Annotated in this window: 13 protein-coding genes; 4 read left to right on the forward strand and 9 right to left on the reverse strand. The window is 62.0% G+C overall.

The genetic code is table 11. The features are described 5' to 3' along the window. Nucleotides 1-854: 854 nt before the first annotated feature. From QE394_RS08860 to QE394_RS08875, 4 genes are all read right to left on the reverse strand, one after another. Complete coding sequence (locus QE394_RS08860) at nucleotides 855-1,598, reverse strand: hypothetical protein (RefSeq protein ID WP_349034314.1); 744 nt, start codon at nucleotides 1,596-1,598, stop codon at nucleotides 855-857. Between the two features lie 321 nt (nucleotides 1,599-1,919). Then, nucleotides 1,920-2,300 (reverse strand): STAS/SEC14 domain-containing protein, encoded by a 381-nt coding sequence (locus tag QE394_RS08865; protein WP_349034315.1) that lies wholly within the window; start codon nucleotides 2,298-2,300, stop codon nucleotides 1,920-1,922. 368 nt (nucleotides 2,301-2,668) lie between these two features. Continuing rightward, complete coding sequence (locus QE394_RS08870; RefSeq protein WP_349035392.1) at nucleotides 2,669-3,250, reverse strand: TetR/AcrR family transcriptional regulator; 582 nt, start codon at nucleotides 3,248-3,250, stop codon at nucleotides 2,669-2,671. Between the two features lie 383 nt (nucleotides 3,251-3,633). Beyond that, on the reverse strand, nucleotides 3,634-4,062 hold the full coding sequence (locus QE394_RS08875) for a hypothetical protein (protein ID WP_349034316.1): 429 nt from the start codon (nucleotides 4,060-4,062) through the stop codon (nucleotides 3,634-3,636). 565 nt (nucleotides 4,063-4,627) lie between these two features. On the opposite strand from QE394_RS08875, the gene QE394_RS08880 reads away from it, so the two are divergent. Beyond that, entirely contained in the window at nucleotides 4,628-5,425 is a 798-nt protein-coding gene (locus QE394_RS08880) for a hypothetical protein (protein WP_349034317.1), read from the forward strand. A 1,411-nt stretch (nucleotides 5,426-6,836) separates the two neighbouring features. On the opposite strand, the gene QE394_RS08885 is transcribed toward QE394_RS08880, so the two are convergent. Beyond that, nucleotides 6,837-7,631 (reverse strand): hypothetical protein, encoded by a 795-nt coding sequence (locus QE394_RS08885; protein ID WP_349034318.1) that lies wholly within the window; start codon nucleotides 7,629-7,631, stop codon nucleotides 6,837-6,839. Between the two features lie 605 nt (nucleotides 7,632-8,236). On the opposite strand from QE394_RS08885, the gene QE394_RS08890 reads away from it, so the two are divergent. From QE394_RS08890 to QE394_RS08900, 3 genes are all read left to right on the forward strand, one after another. Further along, nucleotides 8,237-9,220, forward strand: a complete 984-nt coding sequence (locus tag QE394_RS08890; protein ID WP_349034319.1) for an ROK family protein — start codon at nucleotides 8,237-8,239, stop codon at nucleotides 9,218-9,220. Between the two features lie 190 nt (nucleotides 9,221-9,410). Next, a complete protein-coding gene (locus tag QE394_RS08895) occupies nucleotides 9,411-10,205 on the forward strand; it encodes a hypothetical protein (protein WP_349034318.1) in 795 nt (264 codons plus the stop codon). 236 nt (nucleotides 10,206-10,441) lie between these two features. Continuing rightward, the gene (locus QE394_RS08900; protein WP_349034320.1) at nucleotides 10,442-10,864 is read left to right on the forward strand and encodes a hypothetical protein; all 423 of its coding nucleotides are present in this window, start codon (nucleotides 10,442-10,444) and stop codon (nucleotides 10,862-10,864) included. 687 nt (nucleotides 10,865-11,551) lie between these two features. On the opposite strand, the gene istB is transcribed toward QE394_RS08900, so the two are convergent. From istB to QE394_RS08920, 4 genes are all read right to left on the reverse strand, one after another. Further along, complete coding sequence (gene istB, locus QE394_RS08905) at nucleotides 11,552-12,340, reverse strand: IS21-like element helper ATPase IstB (protein WP_349034321.1); 789 nt, start codon at nucleotides 12,338-12,340, stop codon at nucleotides 11,552-11,554. Continuing rightward, entirely contained in the window at nucleotides 12,340-13,557 is a 1,218-nt protein-coding gene (gene istA, locus QE394_RS08910; RefSeq protein WP_349034322.1) for an IS21 family transposase, read from the reverse strand. The genes istB and istA overlap by 1 nt, the downstream gene beginning before the upstream one ends. A 1,029-nt stretch (nucleotides 13,558-14,586) precedes the next feature. Next, nucleotides 14,587-17,541, reverse strand: a complete 2,955-nt coding sequence (locus QE394_RS08915) for an RHS repeat-associated core domain-containing protein (protein ID WP_349034323.1) — start codon at nucleotides 17,539-17,541, stop codon at nucleotides 14,587-14,589. Between the two features lie 100 nt (nucleotides 17,542-17,641). Beyond that, complete coding sequence (locus QE394_RS08920) at nucleotides 17,642-22,180, reverse strand: SpvB/TcaC N-terminal domain-containing protein (protein WP_349034324.1); 4,539 nt, start codon at nucleotides 22,178-22,180, stop codon at nucleotides 17,642-17,644. Between the last annotated feature and the right edge of the window lie 3 nt (nucleotides 22,181-22,183).

Below are 22,183 nucleotides of genomic sequence, written 5' to 3' on the forward strand. Positions count from 1 at the left end.
ACCCTCGCCCAGCCCATGCAGCCACACGACGTTTCCACGACTTTGGCCGATCCTCTGGTCCGGGAGTGCCCATGGCTGATCGTGCACCCGTCCCAAGCGGCAAGTCAAGGCCTTAGAGGGCAGGGCTAAGAGCTAAATTCTTGCGGTGATTGAGGCTGGATTGGGGGGCGTTGTAGACGCTCGACCAGCCCAGGGGTGGCGGGTATGGCTAAAAGGTAAATGGCCGGACTTTACGTGACGGCTCCGAAGGATTGGCCGCCCGGACACCCCACGATGGCTCGACCGCTAATTGAGAGAAATGACCCCGTCGCAATGCAGGGACACGACGGCGCGGCCACCTGCTTGGGCCCTTACCGCTCCGATGTTCACGACGGGACCCAGCCAAGCGGCTGCGCAAAAACGCCAGATCACCACACGTACAAACCTCCCGCCGCACCGGCGAATGTGCACAGCCTCGACAACCGGTACGCATCTAGCGGCAGCCTTCTCCATGGTCCGACACCGCCACTGCCGTAGCACCCGACGGGGCTGCCGAGTTTTTTAGCAGGTCGACCCGGGCGCGTACGGATCCATCAGCTTTAAAAGCGCAGGGCACCCATGGGGGCAACAGGGCCGGGACGACAACGAGCTGCAGGCCATCAAGACGGCGTGGGCACCCTACCGGCAGAATTCAAAGTCCCCGTCTTTCCAGCTTTGAAGTTTGCCGCTAAATGGCGGCTTTTTGTGATCGTTCTTTGTCGCCGATTGCGCGCCGTCTAGCTTGAATCTCTAGCGCTTCGAGGCGCTGACGCTATGAGACTCCGGAGGTGGGTTCGGCGCGGGAGTCGGTGCCCGGGGGTGGGATGCCTATCGGATCAGCTGGGCACTTGTCGGAGCTTGAACGCGATCGAGTCGAAAACGGCGCGTGCCTCTCGTGTCAGCTCCGGATTGGCCGTTTCGTGGAATTGGACCACCCAGAACATGGCGCGCTTGCCGTTCAGGTTGACCACCCGGTACGTTTCGCGCTCAGCGGCGCTCGAGTACCAGCGGGTGCATGCGTTCGAATATTCTGAGTGGACGCAAAACTGGCCGTTGTCGCAGGCTTTGATGTCCACGTCGCCCTCGACGGAGTGGTCGAATTCGACGCCGGAGTAATCGCCCACCATGACCTCGACGGGAGGGGTGCTGGCCGTTGAGGTCTGCGCCGTTATCGCGTCGACGAACGCTTTAGCCGTCGGGTTGACCTCGACGAGCGCGCTCTGCCACTTGCATGCGTCCGTCGGCACATGGTTGGAGGGCCACCAACCGACGAAGACCCCCAAGTCATCCGGGTGATCCGGGTCGTCCTTTCCGAGGCCATCGCCGTCTTCGCTCACCCAGCCGTCTGGGACGGTGATCTCGAAATTCTCCGCGAAGCTGGTGACAAGGTATGTGCCGGCGTCGATGTGGCCGCTGTTCGGCAACGGTGGGACCGCGGGAGCCTCCGTAGGCGGTGGGACTGTGCGGGCCTCCGTGGTCGGTGGAGGGGATGGCGCCTCGGCGGGGGTGCACGCCGAAAGGCCGAGGCAGACGGATAAGACTGATGTCATGGAGATGATCTGGCGTAGCAGCACACGCATGGAGGCCTCCAAAGGCAACCCTTTTGCTGCGGACGTTACGCCCAGCCAGCACGGTCCGCAAGGCTACGCAAGAAGCCAATGCTCCCTATCTTGGATTACTGGAACGGACGGTGAGTCCTGCCGCCGGGCGGCTGCGGTCATCCCCGCTGGTTCCCCAAGGCCTCAGCCCCCATGTGGCTGAAATTGCGCTCGCATGGCTCTGGTTTTCGTTGCCACTTATCCACGTCCTTGGTGGACACTGCCTAGCGTTCTCGACGTGTGACGTCCCTGTTTTTACTCAACGTACGGCAGCATCCCTGACTTTTAGAAGCCACGGTCAGCTCAGGGAAGGCGCGCCTCGAGAAGCCAGGACAAGGCCTCATTGCGCGAGGTGAAAAACCGAGTAGGACACGGGAGCGTTCGCCGTGCCATGGCGTAGTTGGCGACGACGCGATTGACCGGGCTTGAGCCGAGCAGGGCTATTCGTGAAGCGGCGCACTTGATGCTGAAAACGGACTTGGCTTGGCGAGTCACCGACTGGGTGTTCGCCATGTCGATCAACATCGGGTACTCGGCACCGTCGGCAAGCTCATTGACCTTTGCCATCGCCGCATGGACATCCGCGGCCTCCAGAACTGTCCCCTGCTCCCACACAAGGTGGAGAAATCCCTCGTCAGCGAGTTCCACCATGCCTTTGCCACCGTCAACAGTGACTGGTTTCATCTATTGCTCCCCCAAGCTCTTTTATAGCTAAAGACTAGCTGCAAGCTCCTGACCTGCGAAAACGCGCCAGGGACGGCCGAATGTGAACCTGTTCGCCCAAAGCTGGAGAGAGTCAACGGTGACGGTTAACCACCGAAAGTGCCGTGAACGGATCCAGACTGTTATGCATGGGTGGGACATTCCCTTACGGCTACATCTGGCAATCGAATTGGCTTTCCCTGAGGTTCCGGGCCGCGGAGGAAGCATGAGGAGGGCCTAGTAGTTGTCAGGAGCTCCTGAGGCAACGGCCGCCAGGAACGCCTGACCGGAGAAGTCACAGGTCATGGGCTGGGTATCAACAGCTAACGAGACGAGGCAGGGCAATATGTTCAGGTCTCCTTGGGAAAGCGAGAGATTCCACGCCAGGCCAGGCGGTAGATGAGATCGCTGGCCGTATCCAAGTCCAGGTTTCCGTTGGTCTCCAGCCAATAGCGTGCACTCACCTGCACCAAGCCGGCCAGACCTCTACCCAGCAGTTCCGCCTCCACAAGAGGCAGTTTTGTTTCTTCGGTGATAGCCCGGGCAATGGCACCGGCAAAGGCCTCGTTAAATGACTCAAGCCGCGAATTCACGTCAGGGTCATTTATCACGCCGGATTCGAAAACCAGGCGGTGCGCCCGGTTATCACTATCAATGAATCGGTAAAAGGCACGCATACCGTCCCGCACCCGTTCCTTATTGTCCTTCGTGGAGCTGAGGGCCTCAAACAGGAGATCGATCAAGGTGCTGAGGTTTATGTCCAACAGCTCAAGATAGAGCTCCCGTTTGGACGGGAAGTGTTGGTACAGCACCGGCTTGCTCACCCCGGCCACCCGGGCAATCTCATCCATTCCGGCACCGTGATAGCCCTTGGCTGCGAAGACTTCCTGAGCCGCACCCAAAAGCCGGGCGCGTCGTTCGTCCCGCGACAGTTTCTTTGGTCTAGGCCCGCCAGTCTGAGAACCACTCTCGGGTGATGGAGCGGCCCCTAGATGACCAACCACTGCTGCCTTCTTTCCTCAGTCAGCCTCACTTTACCCATTCGGGCTATCAAAATTGAGTGCTCATCATCCCTATTCATAAGACTTGTGAACGGGCGTAGGGCTGAGCTGATCAGTGCCCGGCATGGAAGCTTTTCGGGACACTAATTTTGCGTAGCGCTGCACGTTCACCCCGCTCCCACAGCTTTACGAAAGGTTCGCTATCGGGCGTGGGGAATGGCCGAGGGAGGGACCTTCGACGAGTTGGTGTGCGGGATGATCATCCGACCTTTCTTACAGGTTATGCCCGTCCCGTTAGGCTGTTTGTGCGACCGTCATGCGGGGCAGGAGGCGTCGGTCGTGAGGACGAAGGTTCCGTCTGGGAAGACCGTGAGTCTGAAAGAGGCCCGGCTGTCCGGCGCTGGACCCTTGCTGATGAGCCGCACGATGACGTGGGCGACCGCGGTTCCATCTGCGTTGAAGACGGTCTGCCCGTTCTCCTTATAAATGTAGTGGTTGCCCTGGGAGCCGATCCCTGTTCCCTTGATCGTGGCGTTGCCGATCATCGTCCCATCAGGTTTGAACTGGATGACCTCCTGGAACGTGCCCTCCACGAATACGACTTCTCCGTTGCAGTCATTGACGGGCTCGTTCACATACCCGCTCTTCCGCACTTCGGCAGGAGCCGCAGCAGCGCCTCCGGCTGAGACGAGTACCACCGCTGCCGCAACAGGGGCTGCGAGTATCCGTTTCGCGATCTGCATGTCCATCTCCCATCATCTTGGGCCGGCATCTGTGGCACCGGCAGATCACCGCATCGTATTCACGAAGACCCGGCCCGGCGTACGGGGACATCACCCTTATTCGTCCCCTATTTGCAGCTCACGCCCCCTAAGCGGGCTAACCGCTCCGCCGCACCCAGCCGTAAAACCGGTGCCCTATCCGGCAAGATCAAGACCGGCACAAGATGCTCCAAGCATTCGCCGAACCACTTCCAGACCGGGGAACTGACTTCCTAAGCTGTCCCCAGGAGCTAGTAACCACGTCATGGGGGACAAATGAATTCACAGCGGACACAGCGAGCCGCCGATCGCGGCGCTATCCATGCCAGGAACGCACCCGCGCCCGCTCCCCCAAAGCAGCCAATGAGGCAACCACGACCCGTACAGCATCCTGCCCGGTACCGGGAACATGAGGTTCTGCGGCTAATCCGCGACCTCACCGAACTTGCCGCCACTCGCATGTCCAAGATTTCCTAGACGTGACCGCCTTGCCTTCCGGCAGCCCAGACTTAACAGCCTCGAACCTGAACTGGTCGAAAACCCCTCCTTGGCGCCCACTGCCTGCACCACAGGGCCCTCACGCAGGCAGAGCGCCTTCGACACCACATTTAACTACAAGACCGATAACCCAAAGGGCGCGAGACCGGACGCGGACCGGGACAGCCTGCAACTCCGGGCAGACCATGATCTGCTATGGACGAAGGAAGCCCGTTCAGGGGTTCAGTTCTCACCCGTGGCTCCGGAAGTGCGGAGCCACGGCTACCTGATCTGCACGGAGCCTGTCTCTGGACAGAAGTACTGGCACGGCAGCGACGCCATCACCAACTTATACACCACCTGGCTGCGTCCGAAAGCACTAGTGAAAGCAATTACCGAGCTCGATGACGCCCAAAGGTCCCTCTATCTCGATCCGCCGTACACCATCGGCAGCGCCATGATCTGGCCGGTCCGGAAGAGTCATCCCTACACCATGAACAGGGCGAGGGTCAGGAGACAAATCGCTGACAGGATGGACCTCACCTTCGAGTGCATCCGCCGACACTACGCGGACGATGGAAAGAACCCTCTCTCCCAGGTCATCAGCAACTACAAGTACTTTTTCGACATATTCGGCACCTTCGAGAAGTTCGTGGAGTTCTTCCACTTCCAGGATCTCGTGTCAGTCAAGAAAGGCAGCATCGACTTCTTCCTGCCATTCGATGACTTTAAACGGCACGCGGCGCCGGCCTCCAAATACGAGTACACCGAATACCGGGCAAACGTGCTGCAATTCATCGACAAGCGACGCCAAAGAATGGCCGACTGGGTCGAAGAACACCTCTCAGACATCCCGGTCATCCGCTGACATCACGGCTGCCAGGGCCCCATCCACCTGCTCTATAGGGCAGCGCCGCTATCAGCAGGCGGTCCATACAGCTTTACGGAATCTTTATTATCGGCTTTCGAAAACAGCCGGGGGAGTGCCTCCAAAGGCGCTGTTTTTGCCATCGTTCGTGGGCGTCTTTCCCCGGACTCGGGAGGTCAGAACTTCTCAGCCAGCGCCCGGTTCACGGCGTCAATGTCCAGGAAGGCAGGATCAAAAGGCGCAACGGAGCCGGTGACTCGTTTCGGAGCAGGCGCAGGTAGTGCAGCATTTCACTCAGGGGGCGGAAAATGACGCAATGCTGTTGACCTTTCTTGGGGCCTGCCTAAACTGTCGTGCACCTGGATACGCCATCAGGTGGAGCTAGGCCGGAAGTCGTCTACGCATACGCCTATTGTGAGTCGCTCACTGGAGTATCTTCCACCACCGCCCAAGTCTGCAAAACCTCAACGACCACGGACTGGACCTGAAACTGCCCGGCTGACGGCGGGGCCGGCCCCACAGCGGCCGGCGCTCAAGACCACAGATGCCCTATCCGGCGTGATTTACCAGATGTTTTAGAACCACTGCTCCCCTGCCAATTTTGTACCCAACGCCGGCAAGGCGATCAGCCTTGCAACTGCAGCTGCTGTTTCAGAGCACTTACCTCTATGGGCGCAGAGTCGGCTCCCAAGGTCCATCTGCAGGAAGTGCCTCCGACTTCCCCGGCCAGGGCGGCATCGTAACTCCGATGATCTTCAAGGCGACCTCCCCGTTGTTCCGGAATTGAAACACCGTCCCGGCTGGAATCGCGACCGATACTCCCGGAACCAGGTCTACGAACAAGCGTGCCCTCTGACCTTGCCGAAGCGATATCTGCCCCTGCCCTTCACTGACAAACCAAATCTCATTCACCGTTCGATGACGATGAGCAATTGAAACTGCGTGAGGATCCAGTTCGAATTGGGCCATACTTCCTGTAGGGAGCCGCACCAATTCTCGGACCTTCGAACCATCAGGGGCGACAGCATCAGGATCGTCCGAAATATGTTTGCTATAGGGGGAATTCGTCGCTGTTCCATTACTGCTCATCGGTCGTCCCCGTCCGCACTCAGCCGCTGAAAGCAAGCTGTCCCTTATGCCCTGTCGGTGCCAGTTAACTCCGGAGCCATTACTGTCTATCTGACGGCATCTGATTACGCCACTATGCGGTGAAACGCGTTACTCCCGCGTTATGCGGAGTCAGTTCTGCGCCGTCCCCTCGTGGCTGGCTCCTACGGGCAGTAACGAAGGGCGCGGCGTAAAGAACCCCCTGCGAAAAAGATCCTGCCCACTAAGAGCCCAGAATGCAGGGTACGTACGTAATCGTCGGTCAGTAAGGGGAACCGGGAAACATCCGGCGGGCCCAGCCGGCTCACGCGGTACGGAGCAGATCGGTGGCGAGTTCAGCAACAACCGCCGGATCTCCCCCCGCCGCCAGCCAATCCACCGGCGAAACAGTCTCCCCTTCGAATTCAAGGTCCGGCTGGTTTCGAGTGAAGAAACCCTCAACCGCAAGCGGGTGCATCCCAGCATCAAGAGCAGGCAGGACACGCTCGATACCGGGCAAAGTCCCATGATCCACAAACTGAAACTCAGGCAGCCGCCAGCCTTGGTTTTTGGAGATGCCATAAAGCGTCCGCTCACTCAGACGCTGCCGGATGCGGCCCTCAGTCACACCAAGCCGCACCGCGGCTTCCTTGACCGTAAGAGTGCGTACGAGCAATTCACCGTACCGCAAAGCAGCCAAAGCGGACGGGCGGGTCGCACCCGTTGGCGGAGCGCTGCGCAAAAGTCCCATTTCCCGCAAAGTGGCCTCCTCATGGGCCGACAAATGGCTGGTGGGATCACTGGGGGAATCCATGGCAGGATGAGCATCCGCCACCGTTTCCATGGCCTCGAGAAATTGCTCGACGTCCATCTTAAGCCGTTCCCCCAGCCGCTCAATCCGAGCTGCGGTATCAGTGGCACGACGAAGCCAGGTGGCCAGCTGCTCAGGGTCGGAAGTCTCCGGGGCGCTTACCCCTGCCACCCGCTCTGTTCCTGAAGGAGGCTCCCCAACGAAGAGCATGACCTCATGACTTGAATCAAGCGGAAAGGCGCGATTGTCCTCTTTACCCGCCCCGACACCAGGGTTTTGGGTCTGCGACACATCATCACGTGGGCTCATGGAATTCTCCTATCGTTCCCTAACAACGTTAGCTCGCGTTAGTTAGCGAAGTCAAGCATCCCGGGCAAAAGTGTCAGGACTCAAGCCGGCATCCGAACGTCAACGGGCAGGCCATCTTTCTCGCCGGCTGTTGATCGGACCCAACGTAGATCACGGTGATCTAGATTTCCGCGCTGTGCTGGGAGGTGCGGGGCCCGCGGTCGGGAAGGCAACTTACTTTGCCAAGTGGCAAGCGAGAGGAGCCCTGGAATTAGACCAGCGACATGCACGACCGGGACCGGTTGCTGCAGGAATGACCAATGCCTTAGCCGCTAAGCGTCCTTCTGGTGGAAGGAAGGAATGTCCTGCGTCAGTCCCGAACTATTTACGCCAGATAGCGTGTGGTCGCCGGGCTGCAATTGGAAGCCATAATCAACCTGGCAGTTACGCCGCTTCCGGCTTTCTTAATCACTAGGTAAAAACCCCCTTTTTGGTCGTCCCCAATCAACCAGTACCCGAAGGGCTTCCATCGGAGCCTTGCCCGATGCTAACTTTGGCGCAGCGCGTGTCAAAGCTCAGGAACCAGGGGCGTGCATAGCCGTCTTAATGCATAGCTGGATGGAGGCATGATGGAGGCTTTCAACGGACCTCTGGGATCGACCAGCGGGCCGCGCGCGGCGCCGGCAATTGGTGTCTACCTCTCAGGGCACGAGGCGCTTGGCGTGATAAGCGGACCCGAGGAGCTTTTGCCGAAGGGGAGTTTGCGCACGAAAGCGCTCATTGTGGACAAAAGCGTTTCGGGAGTCGTCGCTGCGACTGACACCGTGGTGAAAGGGCTTGTGTCTCGTATCCCTGAGGGAAATCGGCACGATATCGAAATCGGTGTAGCCCTGAGCGGTCATCTCGACCCATCGACCGGCCGGGTAGTGCATTCTAGCGACTTCCGCGACCGGGAACGGTCCTGGTTTGACGTGCCTCTGTCGACGAGGGTAACCGAGATGACAGGACTCCCAACCCACTTAATCAACGACGCAAATGCCCTGGCTTTAGACAGCCACGACAACGCCGGCCAAGGTCTGAGCAATTTTGCGTCAGTTCTGGTAGGGGAGTTTGGGCTCGGGTGCGGCCTCGTCGTGAATGGGAATCTGGTCCTGGGAGCAAATGGTGTATCAGGAGAAATCGGACATATTCCAGTAGCGCTGGGCAAAGCGCAGCTTTGCCGGTGTGGCGGCAGTTATTGTCTCGAACGAGTTGTAACCAGGGCGGCGATTGAGGCCAAGTTAGCCGACGTATTCAGCGCGGATGCACCGGACCCGGAAGCAATCGGAGCCGCGGGGCTCAAGATATACGAAGACGCGGGCCATGCTCTCGGGATCGCGCTGGTGGTGCTGATGAATCTGTTGAACCCGAGCGCTATAGCCATACACGCGCCTGTCGACCTCCTCGAGGCTCCAGGATTTATCGAGGAAGCCCGGGCCACTGCGAAACGCTGTTCTTTCTCGAATGTCGGAACCTCCTGCAACATCTTTACCCGGCGCCTCGACCCCATCGGTATCGCCAGAGGTGCTGCTGTATATGTTCAGTCGCTCCGGCAGTCTGTAGACGCGTAACGTCGCAGCCATCCTATTTCGCAGTCCACCCTCGGCGTGATCTACGTTGGGTCCGATCAACAGCGGGCGAGAAAGATGGCCTGCCCGTTGACGTTCGGATGCCGGCTTGAGTCCTGACACTTTTGCCCGGGATGCTTGACTTCGCTAACTAACGCGAGCTAACGTCGTTAGGGAACGATAGGAGAATTCCATGAGCCCACGTGATGATGTGTCGCAGACCCAAAACCCTGGTGTCGGGGCGGGTAAAGAGGACAATCGCGCCTTTCCGCTTGATTCAAGTCATGAGGTCATGCTCTTCGTTGGGGAGCCTCCTTCAGGAACAGAGCGGGTGGCAGGGGTAAGCGCCCCGGAGACTTCCGACCCTGAGCAGCTGGCCACCTGGCTTCGTCGTGCCACTGATACCGCAGCTCGGATTGAGCGGCTGGGGGAACGGCTTAAGATGGACGTCGAGCAATTTCTCGAGGCCATGGAAACGGTGGCGGATGCTCATCCTGCCATGGATTCCCCCAGTGATCCCACCAGCCATTTGTCGGCCCATGAGGAGGCCACTTTGCGGGAAATGGGACTTTTGCGCAGCGCTCCGCCAACGGGTGCGACCCGCCCGTCCGCTTTGGCTGCTTTGCGGTACGGTGAATTGCTCGTACGCACTCTTACGGTCAAGGAAGCCGCGGTGCGGCTTGGTGTGACTGAGGGCCGCATCCGGCAGCGTCTGAGTGAGCGGACGCTTTATGGCATCTCCAAAAACCAAGGCTGGCGGCTGCCTGAGTTTCAGTTTGTGGATCATGGGACTTTGCCCGGTATCGAGCGTGTCCTGCCTGCTCTTGATGCTGGGATGCACCCGCTTGCGGTTGAGGGTTTCTTCACTCGAAACCAGCCGGACCTTGAATTCGAAGGGGAGACTGTTTCGCCGGTGGATTGGCTGGCGGCGGGGGGAGATCCGGCGGTTGTTGCTGAACTCGCCACCGATCTGCTCCGTACCGCGTGAGCCGGCTGGGCCCGCCGGATGTTTCCCGGTTCCCCTTACTGACCGACGATTACGTACGTACCCTGCATTCTGGGCTCTTAGTGGGCAGGATCTTTTTCGCAGGGGGAGATCACCCCACGTCTTGGAACACCTTCCGCACGTACGGGCCTACCAGCAGTCGTTTCGATCATCACCCGCCACCGCCCAAGGACCATCCGGTTCGGGGGATTCTTTACGCCGCACCCTTGGTTACTGACGTGGACGGGGAGATTGTTTCCCCTTTGGATACGGCCCTCGCGGAGGTTTTTGGCCCGGTGGGTGTAGTGGATACCAAGCTTGCCGAACCTCACTTCGTCGGATTTAGACTGTCCCGCGACATCACATCACTTGATCTTGTCGACTCAAACTGGGTGACCGTCGCCGGCGCCACGGCTTCGCTGTTCAGTGGACCTCGCACCGGTACACGAGACTGGGCGCGCGCTATTTATCGGCATTACACCAATCCACTTGACGGGCTGTTTTATGGTTCGTCAAATATGCCGCGGGGTCGTTCCATTGCCTTTTTTGAACGAGCCAGAGATGCGCTCAGTCAAGCCGACGTCCTTCTGCCGCTTTCAGCGGCCGGGTTGAGGGCAGACCTTGAAGCCGCCTGCTTTAGGCTCGGGTTCGGGCTCTTATAGAATCGGTCACGTCACCTCAAACTGGTCAATAGATGCAGAGTCACCGAACGGACTGGCAATCCAGCCGCGTTCCACGAATGGACGCTCGCCGGGCCAGAATTAGGCACTTCTGCAGTACGGGCAACAGCGAGAATAGCGGCTCGATGAAGCAGGCCATTCGGGATCAGCCGCCAGAGTGCCAGAAAAGCTGAGGCCGCAGCGTCGACGTCATTGCGTGGAGCTCTTTGGTTTTGATGAGGTTACCCGGGGCCAATATGCCAGCCCCGGCCACCATGGTGCGATTCCTAGGCTGGTCTAAAGGGCCTACCGGCCCATGCCCTTCTGAAGAAGCTTTATCTGGCCGTTGGCTCCGCGCGTCTTGCCGACTTATGCGGGCCTTAGTCCCTTACTCACGGCTGCGCTGGACGGGGAAACGAAGGCTCCGGGCCTTGAACACGCTGCAACCGTCGTCGGCGACAGTTTCGATGCCGTTGGTGAATAAGCTGCAGGATAAGACAGGGCCTCCCGACGTCACAGCGGCGCTATTTTCCGTTTTTAGGGTGCACTTTGGGTAGTGATCGCAGCACAAAGACCTGGTCCTGACGAACGCTGAGAGATAAGGGGCTGACGGCAATTCGTTCGTCCTGTCAGCGATGGTCGAAAAGTGAGCCATTTCGCGGGCTGAAAACTGAGCCACTTTGACGCTGGTTATTCTGCCGTATTTTCCGGTCTTGTCGAGGGCAGCGAATCGACCTGGGTGTGTTTGAGGCGGTAGCTGGAGCCTTTGAGGGTGATGACTTCGGCGTGGTGGACGATGCGGTCGATCATGGCCGAGGCGACAACCTGATCGCCGAAGACGTCTCCCCAGCGGGCGAAGGGCAGGTTCGAGGTCAGGATCAGCGAGGCGTGCTCGTATCGTGATGAGACCAGTTGGAAGAACAGGTTCGCGGCGTCCTGTTCGAACGGGATGTAGCCGACTTCGTCCACGATGATCAGGCCGTAGCGGCGCAGCTTCACCAGTTCCTGGGGCAGCCGGCCGTTCTGGTGGGCTGCCTGGAGCCGGGCGACCCAGTCGATGGCGGTGGCGAACAGGACCCGGTGACCGAGCTGGGTGGCCTGCAAGCCCAGGCCGGTGGCGAGGTGGGTTTTGCCGGTGCCGGGCGGTCCGAGCAGGACGATGTTGGACGCTTCGGTGAGGAACGCGCCCGTGGCCAGGTGCGCGATGGTGTCGCGTTTGAGGCCGGGCTGGTGATCGAAGTTGAAGTCCTCGAGTGATTTCCGGGCCGGGAAACCAGCTGCCCGGGCCCTGATCTCGGCGCCGGATGCTTCCCGTGCTGCGACTTCCCGGGACAGCACAGCGGCGAGGTATTCCTCGTGCGTCCAGCCTCCTTCACGGGCCTGGTCCGCGAGCCGGGGTGCTGCTTCACGGATCCGGGGTGCTTTCATCGCCCGGGCGTAGTATTCGATCTGGCCGATGGTTTCCTTGGCGGCCGGCATCAGGCAACCTGCCCGTCATCGAGGACAACCCCGAACGCCCGGTCGTAGTCCGCCAGGTCCCTCAGCCCGGTTGTTTCGCCCACCGGGTGCGGGGTTTGGAAGGCCTTCCGCAGTGCCCTTGCCGCCTCGACGTGGTCCGGATCGGTGATGGTCAGACCGGCGCTCCAAGACCGGGAGTGGGTGCCGACCGGCCTGCCGTCCAGGCTGATCGTGACAGTTTCGAGGTCGGCGGTGACGTCGACGAACCGGCCGATGGCCTGCGGGTGGACGGAGTAGTCGTTGGATCCCATCCGGACGTAGTAGTCCCTCGGGAGCCGAACCCTTGAGGTGAAGCCGGTGACCGGCGGAACCGGTGGCAGCGCCAGCATGGCCGCTTTGTCCGCAGGGAGCAGGTCCGTCGGGCGGGCGCCTGTCCTCCTGACCAGCCGGGCGTTGGCCTTCGGCAGCCACTGGCCGAGCTGATTGTTGAAGTCCTCCGGAGAGGCGAAGACCCGGCCCGGCAGGAAGGAAGTCTCCAGGAACTGGTTGGCCCGCTCCACCACGCCCTTGCTTTCCGGGTCGTAGGGTTTGACCTGCACGATCCGGGTGGCCAAGACCCCGGCGAATGCCGCGACTCCGGCGGCGTAGCTGTTCCGCCGGCCGATGCCGGTTTCGTTGTCCCAGATCAGCCGCCGCGGAACCGCACCCAGGGCCCCGAGCAGCTCCCACATTCCGGCCAGCAGGTCCCCGGTCATGCGGGACGGGATCATCCGGGCCATGATGAACCGTGAATGCGAGGACACCATCACCAGGACCGGCAACACCCTGGCCTTGCCTGCACCGACAGGTATCCGCACCTCCGGGAACCACAGATCACACTGCGCCTGATCCCCGGGATCGTAAGAGATCCGGTCAGCAGGATCAGCAGGGGCATACTCGGGCCGGATCCTGGCAACGTTCTCCCGGAACCAGGCCGCAGACCCCGACCAGCCCACCCGTTCAGCCAACACCGTCGCCGGCATCCGCGGGTTCTCCAGCAGCAGCGCACGGATTGCGGGTTCCACAGCCTTAATCCCGGAGTCCTGCGGCGCACGAACATATGTTGGCGGACCCTCAGCGCTGACTGCCTTCGCAACCGTGTTCCTGGAGATCCCTAACCGCGCAGCTATCGACCTCATCGACTCACCCTCGGCCAGATGCAACCGCCGAATAAGCGCCCAATCCTCCACTGTGATCACCCACCCAATCGTTTGGAACAGGTGGCTCAGTTTTCAACCGTCACAATGGCTCACTTTTCAACCGTCACCGACACGTCCCTCAATTCCTCCCAAGAGCAGGGGTGAGAGGGCGCGCGGCATCCCATTCGCCACTACGGGACTTCCGGAAATTCGCCCTCGACCGGCTGCAGCGGCGGGAACGGATCATCTGCTACGACCTCTGCCGGTGTCCGTCCTCCCAACCAACCACGTTGACGTAGCGCAACAGAGGACGGCCACAGCCCCGTGAAAAACGATCGCGCGGCCCACACATTGAGCCCACATTCTTGGGACGGGAAGCGGATGTAAAAGCTGCGGCTGAGAGGGGCTCCCCTAATGCGTCCGGCAGCATACTCGCCTGGCCATCTACTCCGGGTTCCCAGCAAAATGGCGCGAGGCGCATGGGCCACCTCTAGGCCCAGCTGCTCAAGAACAGGATCCTACACAAAGGTTCTAACATACAACTTCTCATTCGAGAGGTAATTTTTGAACTTTTCGGCATACTGCTCGGGCTCAATAGCAGTTCGCAAAAAATGCATTCCGGCCTCCTACCCGAGACGTCGTTTGCTCATTCTGTACCCGGTGGTCGGCACCCTGCTAGGGCTCGAACCCCCTCAATGCCTACTGGTTCCTACCCTGCTATGACGGTCCTGGGTGCTGATCTACAGTCGGGTGCGGGGCAAGCAAGGTATTCCGGTGGAATCGGGAGTTCAAGCCATACCTGCCACTTAGGGGAAAGGCGCAGCCGAACGTGATACGACCGTGAGCGAATGCGGCGTGAGTACGCCGTGTACGCGAATCAGGCCCAGAATCCACAGAGCCGCGCGCTCTTACCCGAATCGAGGAGCCGACCTGACGAGATCGCCAAAGACGACGCTCGGTGCGTTTGACTCCCGAGGACCTGCTCCGTTGAGAACGCGGTGTAGCGCATTCCGTCGAGGTCGGTGATGTACGGCCGCGCCGACGGCGAGTGGCGAACGGTCCGAGGCGGCGCGCCGCCGCCTCGGGTCATCAGTTGCTGAGCCACCGGCCCAAATTGAATCCGGCCGCCAGACCGACGAGCGCAACCCCGGCAAGTCCCACCCAGCCGACAGGCGTGAAAAGAGACGCGATCAATAGCACGCCGCCGATGGCCCCGAGTGCGTTCACGATCCCGCCCGCGTTGTCCCCCCTTTCGAACGAGCGCACCGAGGCAACACCGAATCCGATCGCTGCCGTCGCTCCTCCCGCGAATGTCGCCCCGGCGGCTCCGATCGCCATGGCTTGGGAAGAACCGAGGATGGCTCCCGCGCCGTACATTATTCCGCTGGTCGCTTCGGCCACGCCACCGATCACCAGCGGTATCGCTACCGCAGGATTCGGGTCCTGCCCTCCCGTGATGGCCGTGAACATCCCGGTGCCGAAGAACAGCCCTCCGCCGAGCCCTCCGCCGACGGCCCGTGCTGTCCACTCATACCGCACCTGGATCGACTGAGGTGACGGGGTCCCGTGCGCCTCGACAGGGTGTCCCGAAAAGGCGCCCCTTCGCACGACAGAGGCGGAACGAGGACCCCAGATGCGCTCGAACTCCGCCTGTGACAGCTGCCCGTTCCGAACTGCCGCGCGAGCCTTGTTGAACTCCGCCTCACCCGCGGCGTGTTCCGGCGTCGGCGCCCCTTCGATGTCCCCCATCATCCAGCCCGAGCCGTTGTTCTTGATCGCCGTCTTCGCTTCCGCCTTGCCCGCCGGCCCAGACCAGAGGTGAAGTGTGCCCTTCGGCCGAGCGCCGGTCACACTGGTTGGGCGCGCCGCCTCTTGGACTACTGACCGAGCGGCATCGGCAGTCGGTGCGAGCTCTGCGGATGACTGGGCCTCACCCATGGCATTCGTTCGTGGAGGACCTTTGACCGTGACCTCCTCCGGTTCTTCGTCGCCGCCGGCTGAGGCGTCGCCCTTGTCTTTGCCTTCACCAGGCCTTCGCAGCCAGGTTCCGACCTTCCAACCGCCGCCTGCGCGCTTCATGAGGCCCATGCCCCGGCCTTGCTCATCGGCCTTTTGCTCGACCCCTTCGGCATTAAAACCGGTGAAGTCGAAGCCTTGAGCCCTCAACCGCCGCGACGCTTCTGCCGGATCGGAAACCCCGGTCAGATCGACATCACTCAACTTGTAGCTGATACGTTCCTGCGTTCCCGTCGGGTCGAGGTAGACCACGGGATTGTTTGCGCAATAGCGGAAGAGATTGGGTCCGCTGACGAACCCCGCTGGGTCGGCGCTCGTCCAACGTCCGAGCCATGGCGCGTAGTAGCGCGCCCCAAAGTACAGCAGTCCCGTCTCGTCGTCACGCTCCTTCCCGCTGAACCGGAAGCGCCTCAGGCTCAGGTCGACTCCCGGCTTCGCAGAACGGTATGCGGTTGTGCCGTAGGGGTGGTACTCCTCGTATGAGATCGGGTTGCCATCCGCATCGGTCTCGAGCACCGCCGACCCGAGGTGGTTCGTGTACTGATAGCGGATGAGGGGCGCGTTCAATGGGTTGGCTGGATCGACGTTGTCGTCGTCTCGTACCTTGGTGTCCACTTGGGCGATGCGTCCCGTTTCATCGGCGATGATCACGGTCCGCCGCTCGAGTCGCACCTCACCGGTGTCGCGCCGTCGGCGGCGGAAGATCTGCAGGGCGCCGAGGTCGATCCACTCTAGATTCAGGTTGCCGCTACGCTCGATCACCCTTCGGATCCGCTGGCCGCCCGGTGCGTAGCGATAATGCGCTGCGCCACCGCCCCCCAGGTCGACGCGGCTGAGTTGGTCGAACGAATTCCACTCCATGACGGCGAGGTGGGGCATCCGGGTCATGTTGCCGTAATCGTCGTAGGAGTACGCGTCCGAGAACGGCCCCGCTGCCGAATCGCCCGAGCGGCTGCTCGATGTCAGGCGACTCGTGCGGTCGGCCGCCACGTCGTCGAAGGCGTAACGGTAGCGTCGCGTCCACCCGCTGCCGACCCCCTGCTCGGTGCGGAATCGGTGGGAGAGCTGCGTGATGTTTCCGAGCAGATCGTAGTGGTACTCCTCGGTGTACCTGCGGACAGCGGCGAGGTCGTTCGGATGCTTCAGAGAGACCGTGTCAGGGTCTGCAGAGCCCCGAATGTCGTCGTTGACGACCCCGGCCAGCTCTCTGCCGGTCGCCCGGACGAGCTGATACAGGGCGTCGTACTCGTAGCGGTTCTCCGCTGTGACGACGGCGTTGTTGAAGAATCTCGTCTGCTGCGCGTCGTCGGCAAGTCGGGTGATGTTGCCGATGGGGTCGTAGGTGTACTGCAGGCGCTGCAGAGCCTGCGTCGCGGGGTCCTCACCGAGGGGGCACGTCACGAGCTCCGTGAGCCGGAACGTCATCGGGTCGTGGAAGTACCGGGTCACGACGTCGTTGCCGTAGTGGGCGAAGATGCGGCGCGCCTTGGCGTCGTAGTCCTGAGCCTTGAGGAAGTCGATCAGATCCCCTTGGCCGCCGATGCGAGCCTGGAGGGAGGCCAAGAAGCCCGATTCGTTGTACTCGGAATGCAGCTCGGTCCCGTCGGGCATCGTGACCCGCGTCGGTCGGTTCAGCGCGTCGAAGTCCGCTGATGCGGAGAACACCTCCGCCGGGTTCAGCAGCACTGTCGCCGCCGCGATTGCGGAGGGGACGTCGGGGGCCGCCTGCAGCGCGCTCCAATCGACCATTCCGGCGTAGTCCCTCGTCAGGGTCCGGTCGACAGATATCGGCCGCCCGCGGAAATCCAATGCGGGGACCCGCACGCTGCCGGCCTGGTCGAAGACGACATGTGCGGTGCCGAGAAGGTTCAGAGGCTTGGCTTGGGCCGCGCCGAGCCGGTCGCCGAAGATCACGTGGTTGAAGAGGATCTCCAGGCTGGCACCATCCTGGACGTACGAGTTCACCGGGCGCTGGAGCTCGTCGTATTCGACGCGGAACCTCCGGCCGTGCTCATCCCATGTGCGCACCAGTCCTCCCAAGACGTTCAGGAACGTCCACCGCCGACCCCGTTCGGCACTCACGCCGAGAATCGGTGTCCCGCCCATCCCTGTGAAGCCACTCGCGACTTCACGCTGCTCCTGGTCGAAGATCCCGGGAGAAGCGGCCCGCGAGGTCGATCTCCGTCCGCGCGGCCGCCGCCTTGCCCCCGCCGTAATCCGACACGACATATATCGTGCGACCGAGGCTGTCCGAGTGCGCGACAGCCGGCGTTCCGGCATGCTTCGCGGCCAGCCAGGCGGAGCGTCTCTCCGGATCGTTCGCGGGTTCGGGTTCAGCGACAGGGTCGGGGCTGCCTCGATCCATGTACCAGCGGCTCTCGGTGACAGTGTCGTTGACGTCGAAAAGTCGCGTTAGCCAAGGCGTGAACTCCACCTTGGTGAAGGTCCCGCTCGGAAACTCCGTACGGATGCTGCGTCCGAGCGGGTCGTAGTACGTGATCGCGGTGACGCCGAGTTCGCGCACGGCACTTTCGTCCTCATACTCCGACGTGGTGCTGAAGTACGGTTCGTACTGCTTTACGACGTTTCCCTTGTTGTCGGTGACGACGCGGCCGTTTCCGATCCAGCGCGGATCGGCATCCACCTCGACGGCCGACCCATCCGCCTCGACCCGCAGCGCTCTCCCGGGATGTGCGCGCGTCTTGACGAGCACGACACCTCCGGCCCCCGCGGAGTACGAATACGTCTCCTGCCAGCGGGTGTCCGCAGTGCCGTGCCGTTCCCGCGTAAGCGTGCGCGCGAAATTGGGCTTGCCGTGGTCACGCCAGTTGAAGAGTTCGTACTCTGAACGTGTGGTCGGATCCGCGAGCGAATCCCCGTCGCCCGATCCCGACTTGCCCATCACCGCGGACTTCACGACCATGCCCAGCTCATCGTGCTCGACGGCCGATCGGTTGCCGTTCGCGTCGGTGATCAGCACCGGTGCCAGCACCCGGTAATCGTTGGCGGCGGTTACGACGTTCCATGCGGCCTGAGTGACCGACACGGCCTCGATGAGGAGATGGTACGCGTCGTAGGTGGCGATGGTCTCGATCCCGAGCGGCTCCCTCGTGCCGACCGGCACATAGAAGGCGTCACGCGCGTTCGGCGGGTAGACCGGGGTACCAGATGGCGCCCACCATCCTGCGTGTCCCGGGGAGCGGACATACCCGGCGGCGGTGAGCTCGGCATCCGCCACTTGGCCGGCGTACTGCGCTGCGAGCACACCCGGGGTCAGGCGGAGGTCGAGCCACTCGTGCACGAGGCCCAGCGAGCCCCCCTCGCCGAGGGGAAGCGGGTTGAGCTCATCGTCGAGGAATGTGGCCCGTTTGTGGGAGAGCAGCCGCCTCTGGATTGTCGCGCCGTCCGCGACGATCTCGTAGTCGATGTCAGCGGCCGCGGCGATGTCATCCGCGAGCTGTTCAATCGTGAACCTCTCCGTTTCCGGCTGCAGGCCGGTGATCTCGTGGCTTCGTGAATCGAACGGTACTCGCAGGCGATAGGCGTCCGGCGACGCGTCGGCGTCGATGTCGTCGGTGTACTCGGTTTCCGCCCAGACGATACACGGATGCCCCTGCGCGGCGGTGACCTCACCGGGAAGGTCAGGATCCGCCTGTTTCCTCCCGTAGGCGACCATGCACGTGCTGCGCGGGTTTCCGTACTCATCGAGGTCGAGCGCGAGCGAGTGCGAGATACGCGGATCAGCGGCATTGCGCTCATAGGCCAAAGAGACGCTCTCGCGCGGTACCGTCAGGAACACGGCGTGGCGCTGTCCGCTTCGCGGCTGAAGCCGGCGGACCTCGTACGTGCTCTCCATCACGGCATACGGGTGCTCTTGGACGGATGAGTCGTCGTGGCTGTATGTCTCCTGCCGCAGAACCACGCCTTTGAGTGCTCGCATACTCTCGCGCGCTTCACCGGCATCCCGGCTGGAGGCGGTCTTCGGCGCGGGAAGATGCTGCTCGCCGCGGTAGTACTCCGCGCGGTATCCCTGCGTCGTCAGTCGCTCCTCGTCGATGGATCCCGTGTGGTACCAGGTCCGCGTCGTGACGGGCGGCTGATACAACTCGGGAGTGGTCTCCTGCGCACCGTCCATGCGCGCGACGCCGGCGACGTGGTCTTCGAACGCTTCAGTGTCGAACTGCTCGACCATTCCGAACCCGCGGAACTCCCGCTCTTCCCCGTCGAAGCAGCCGTGGTGATAGGAGAACCGGCTCACGAACCGAGTCCGACTGACCCGGTCGACCGTCTCTATGCGCTCGACCACGTGCACGGGGAACGGCAGGTTACACAGCCACGGACGGCCGACCGCCTTGTCCTGCAGGTAGAACCTGGTGGACGGCGCGTACGTCACGTGGACCTCCGCGCCGAGATTATTCATCAACGACACGAGCAGGTGCGGCTTCTGCTCGCCCGCCAGGCTCACATAGCACGTCGGCCGCTCTGAATCGCCGGGCGACGAAGACGTCCAGACGAGACACGCGGTGCCGTTGCCCAGCAGGTCGACGAGCACCACGCCACCGAGGTCGGCGGTCTCGGGCTGCACCGCAAGGCGCTGCGGCGCGCTCCAGCCGTTGCCGGACTGGTTCGGATACATCATGACGCCGTCGCCGTGGAGATAGAGGATGTCGGTCGTGCCGCTCCCATCGATGTCGGCGAGCCGCAGGCGGGCGGGGTCGAAGATGTCCAGTTCGTCGAACCAGGGCGGGCCGTCCATCGTGACTTTCGCGCCGAACCGGCCGTACCCGAGGTTCGGCCAGTATGAGACCTCGCCGTTGCGGATGCGCACGATATCGCTCAGACCATCGCCGGAGATGTCGGCGAGGTGAATGGACTCCGAGGGGTCGGCGAACACGACCCGCGGACCCCTCTCCTCATCGAGGGCCTTGATCAACCGCTCACCGCGTCCGAATCCGGCCTCACCGAGCGAGACGTGCCAGACGTAAGCGTCGTCCTCCGATATCAACACATCGGCGAGCCCGTCTCCATCGAGGTCGACGAACCGCAGATTTGGATCGCGCAGATCCCGCACCAGCGGGGCAGCGAATGCGCGGAACGGCTCCCAGCCCTCATCTGCGTCGTGTTCGAACAGACCGAGGGTTGCTCCGCCCCATGTCACGACGTCCAGACGCCCATCTCCCGCCAGGTCGAGGAACTCCCCACCACGACTCAGCGTGGCCGTGGGCACATGTGCCACGGTCTCCGCGGCGGCGAATCGGGCGATGCCGGCTTCCTCGCCTCCCGCACCCGTGACTGGACTGACGTTGCGCTCGTAGAACCAGGCACCGGCCTGTTCGGTGAGCAGGCCCGGTATCCCCTCGCCGTGGAGATCGACCCAGCGATGCGCGAGGTCCGCCAGCGTAACGGGGACTCCTTTATGGCTGGTGCGCTCCACGCGACGGACGGTAGATTCGACTTCGACCTCGGAGTATCGCAGCTCGACCGGAGGCATGCTTCGTGCCTCGTAGTCCCCTCCGTTGCGTCGGTAGCCCGTGTGGGTGACCGCGGTGAGGAAGGTATACACCGCGTTCTGCGCTGCGGCGGGATCCACTTCGTCCGAGTACGTGAAGTCCGTCGATGACACGAGGCACTCCCGGCCGACCCCCGGCTCTGCGGGGAAGTGGTGGAACATCAACGCCCGCTGACAGATCCGATAAGTCCGGATCTCGAAGCCTGCGCTATACCGGGAGAACGGATCGCTCCGGCAGGGCCACACCCGGGTGGGTGCGGGCACGGGTGCCGCCTCGTCGTGGTCGCCATAGTCCAGCACCAACTCGAAGTGCCAGAAGTCGCTTCCGTCCAGCGCCCGCGCACCCGGCGGTTCCGGCCATGGGTCGGCGACATCGAGCGCCGGGTAGTACGGGCGGCTGTTGCCGTACCGCACGCGCTTCAGATACCGTTGAGCCGAACGGGAGACATCGGACCGATTCCGCTCGTGCGCTTTGGCGATGAGGCCGCCACCTGGACCTTCGAAGATCCGCTCCGAGTCTTCGGCGATGAAGTCATACACGATCACGTTGCCCTTGTCGTCGTGCGTTTCGCAGATGGCCCAGCTGAAGATGCGACTCGCATCGAGAGGGTCTGCGATCCGGCTCTCCGGGGTGCGGCCATACCAGGTCGTGACATTGTCCTTGGAGATCGTCCGCCAGAAGACATCGCTGGGGTCGCCGATGTTTGTCCACCGCTCGATTCGTGCGAAGAGACCCTCAATGCGTGGCCGATAGCGGCGAATGCGGTATCTCCTGCCGTCGACTGTCCGCAGCGGAAGCTTCGGTGGCGCCCACGTGCCGTCCGCGGCCTGGACCATGGCGGGAACCAGGTCTTCCGTCCCCGAGAGCAGGAAATCGTCGGAGTCAGTGTCGTCGCGGTACCGCGGGAGCCCGGTGTCGGTTTTGCGGGTTATCGAGGGAAGCGACAGGCTCCAGCCGAACCCGAACGGGCCGTTTCCCGTTGCGGAGTCGTAGGTCAGCGGCAGGGCCGGGCCGAACTCCGCGCGGCCGGGACTTGCTGCGATCGGCAGGGACAGCGATCCAGTTCCGGTGACCGGGTTCGCCGCGAACTTCTCCCCCAGGCTGCGGATCGCTCCACCGCCCTTCGGTAGCTCGATCCTGGGTGCCTGAGGGAGCACCCC

The sequence above is a fragment of the Pseudarthrobacter sp. SORGH_AS 212 genome (assembly GCF_030818145.1).
GTDB lineage: Bacteria > Actinomycetota > Actinomycetes > Actinomycetales > Micrococcaceae > Arthrobacter.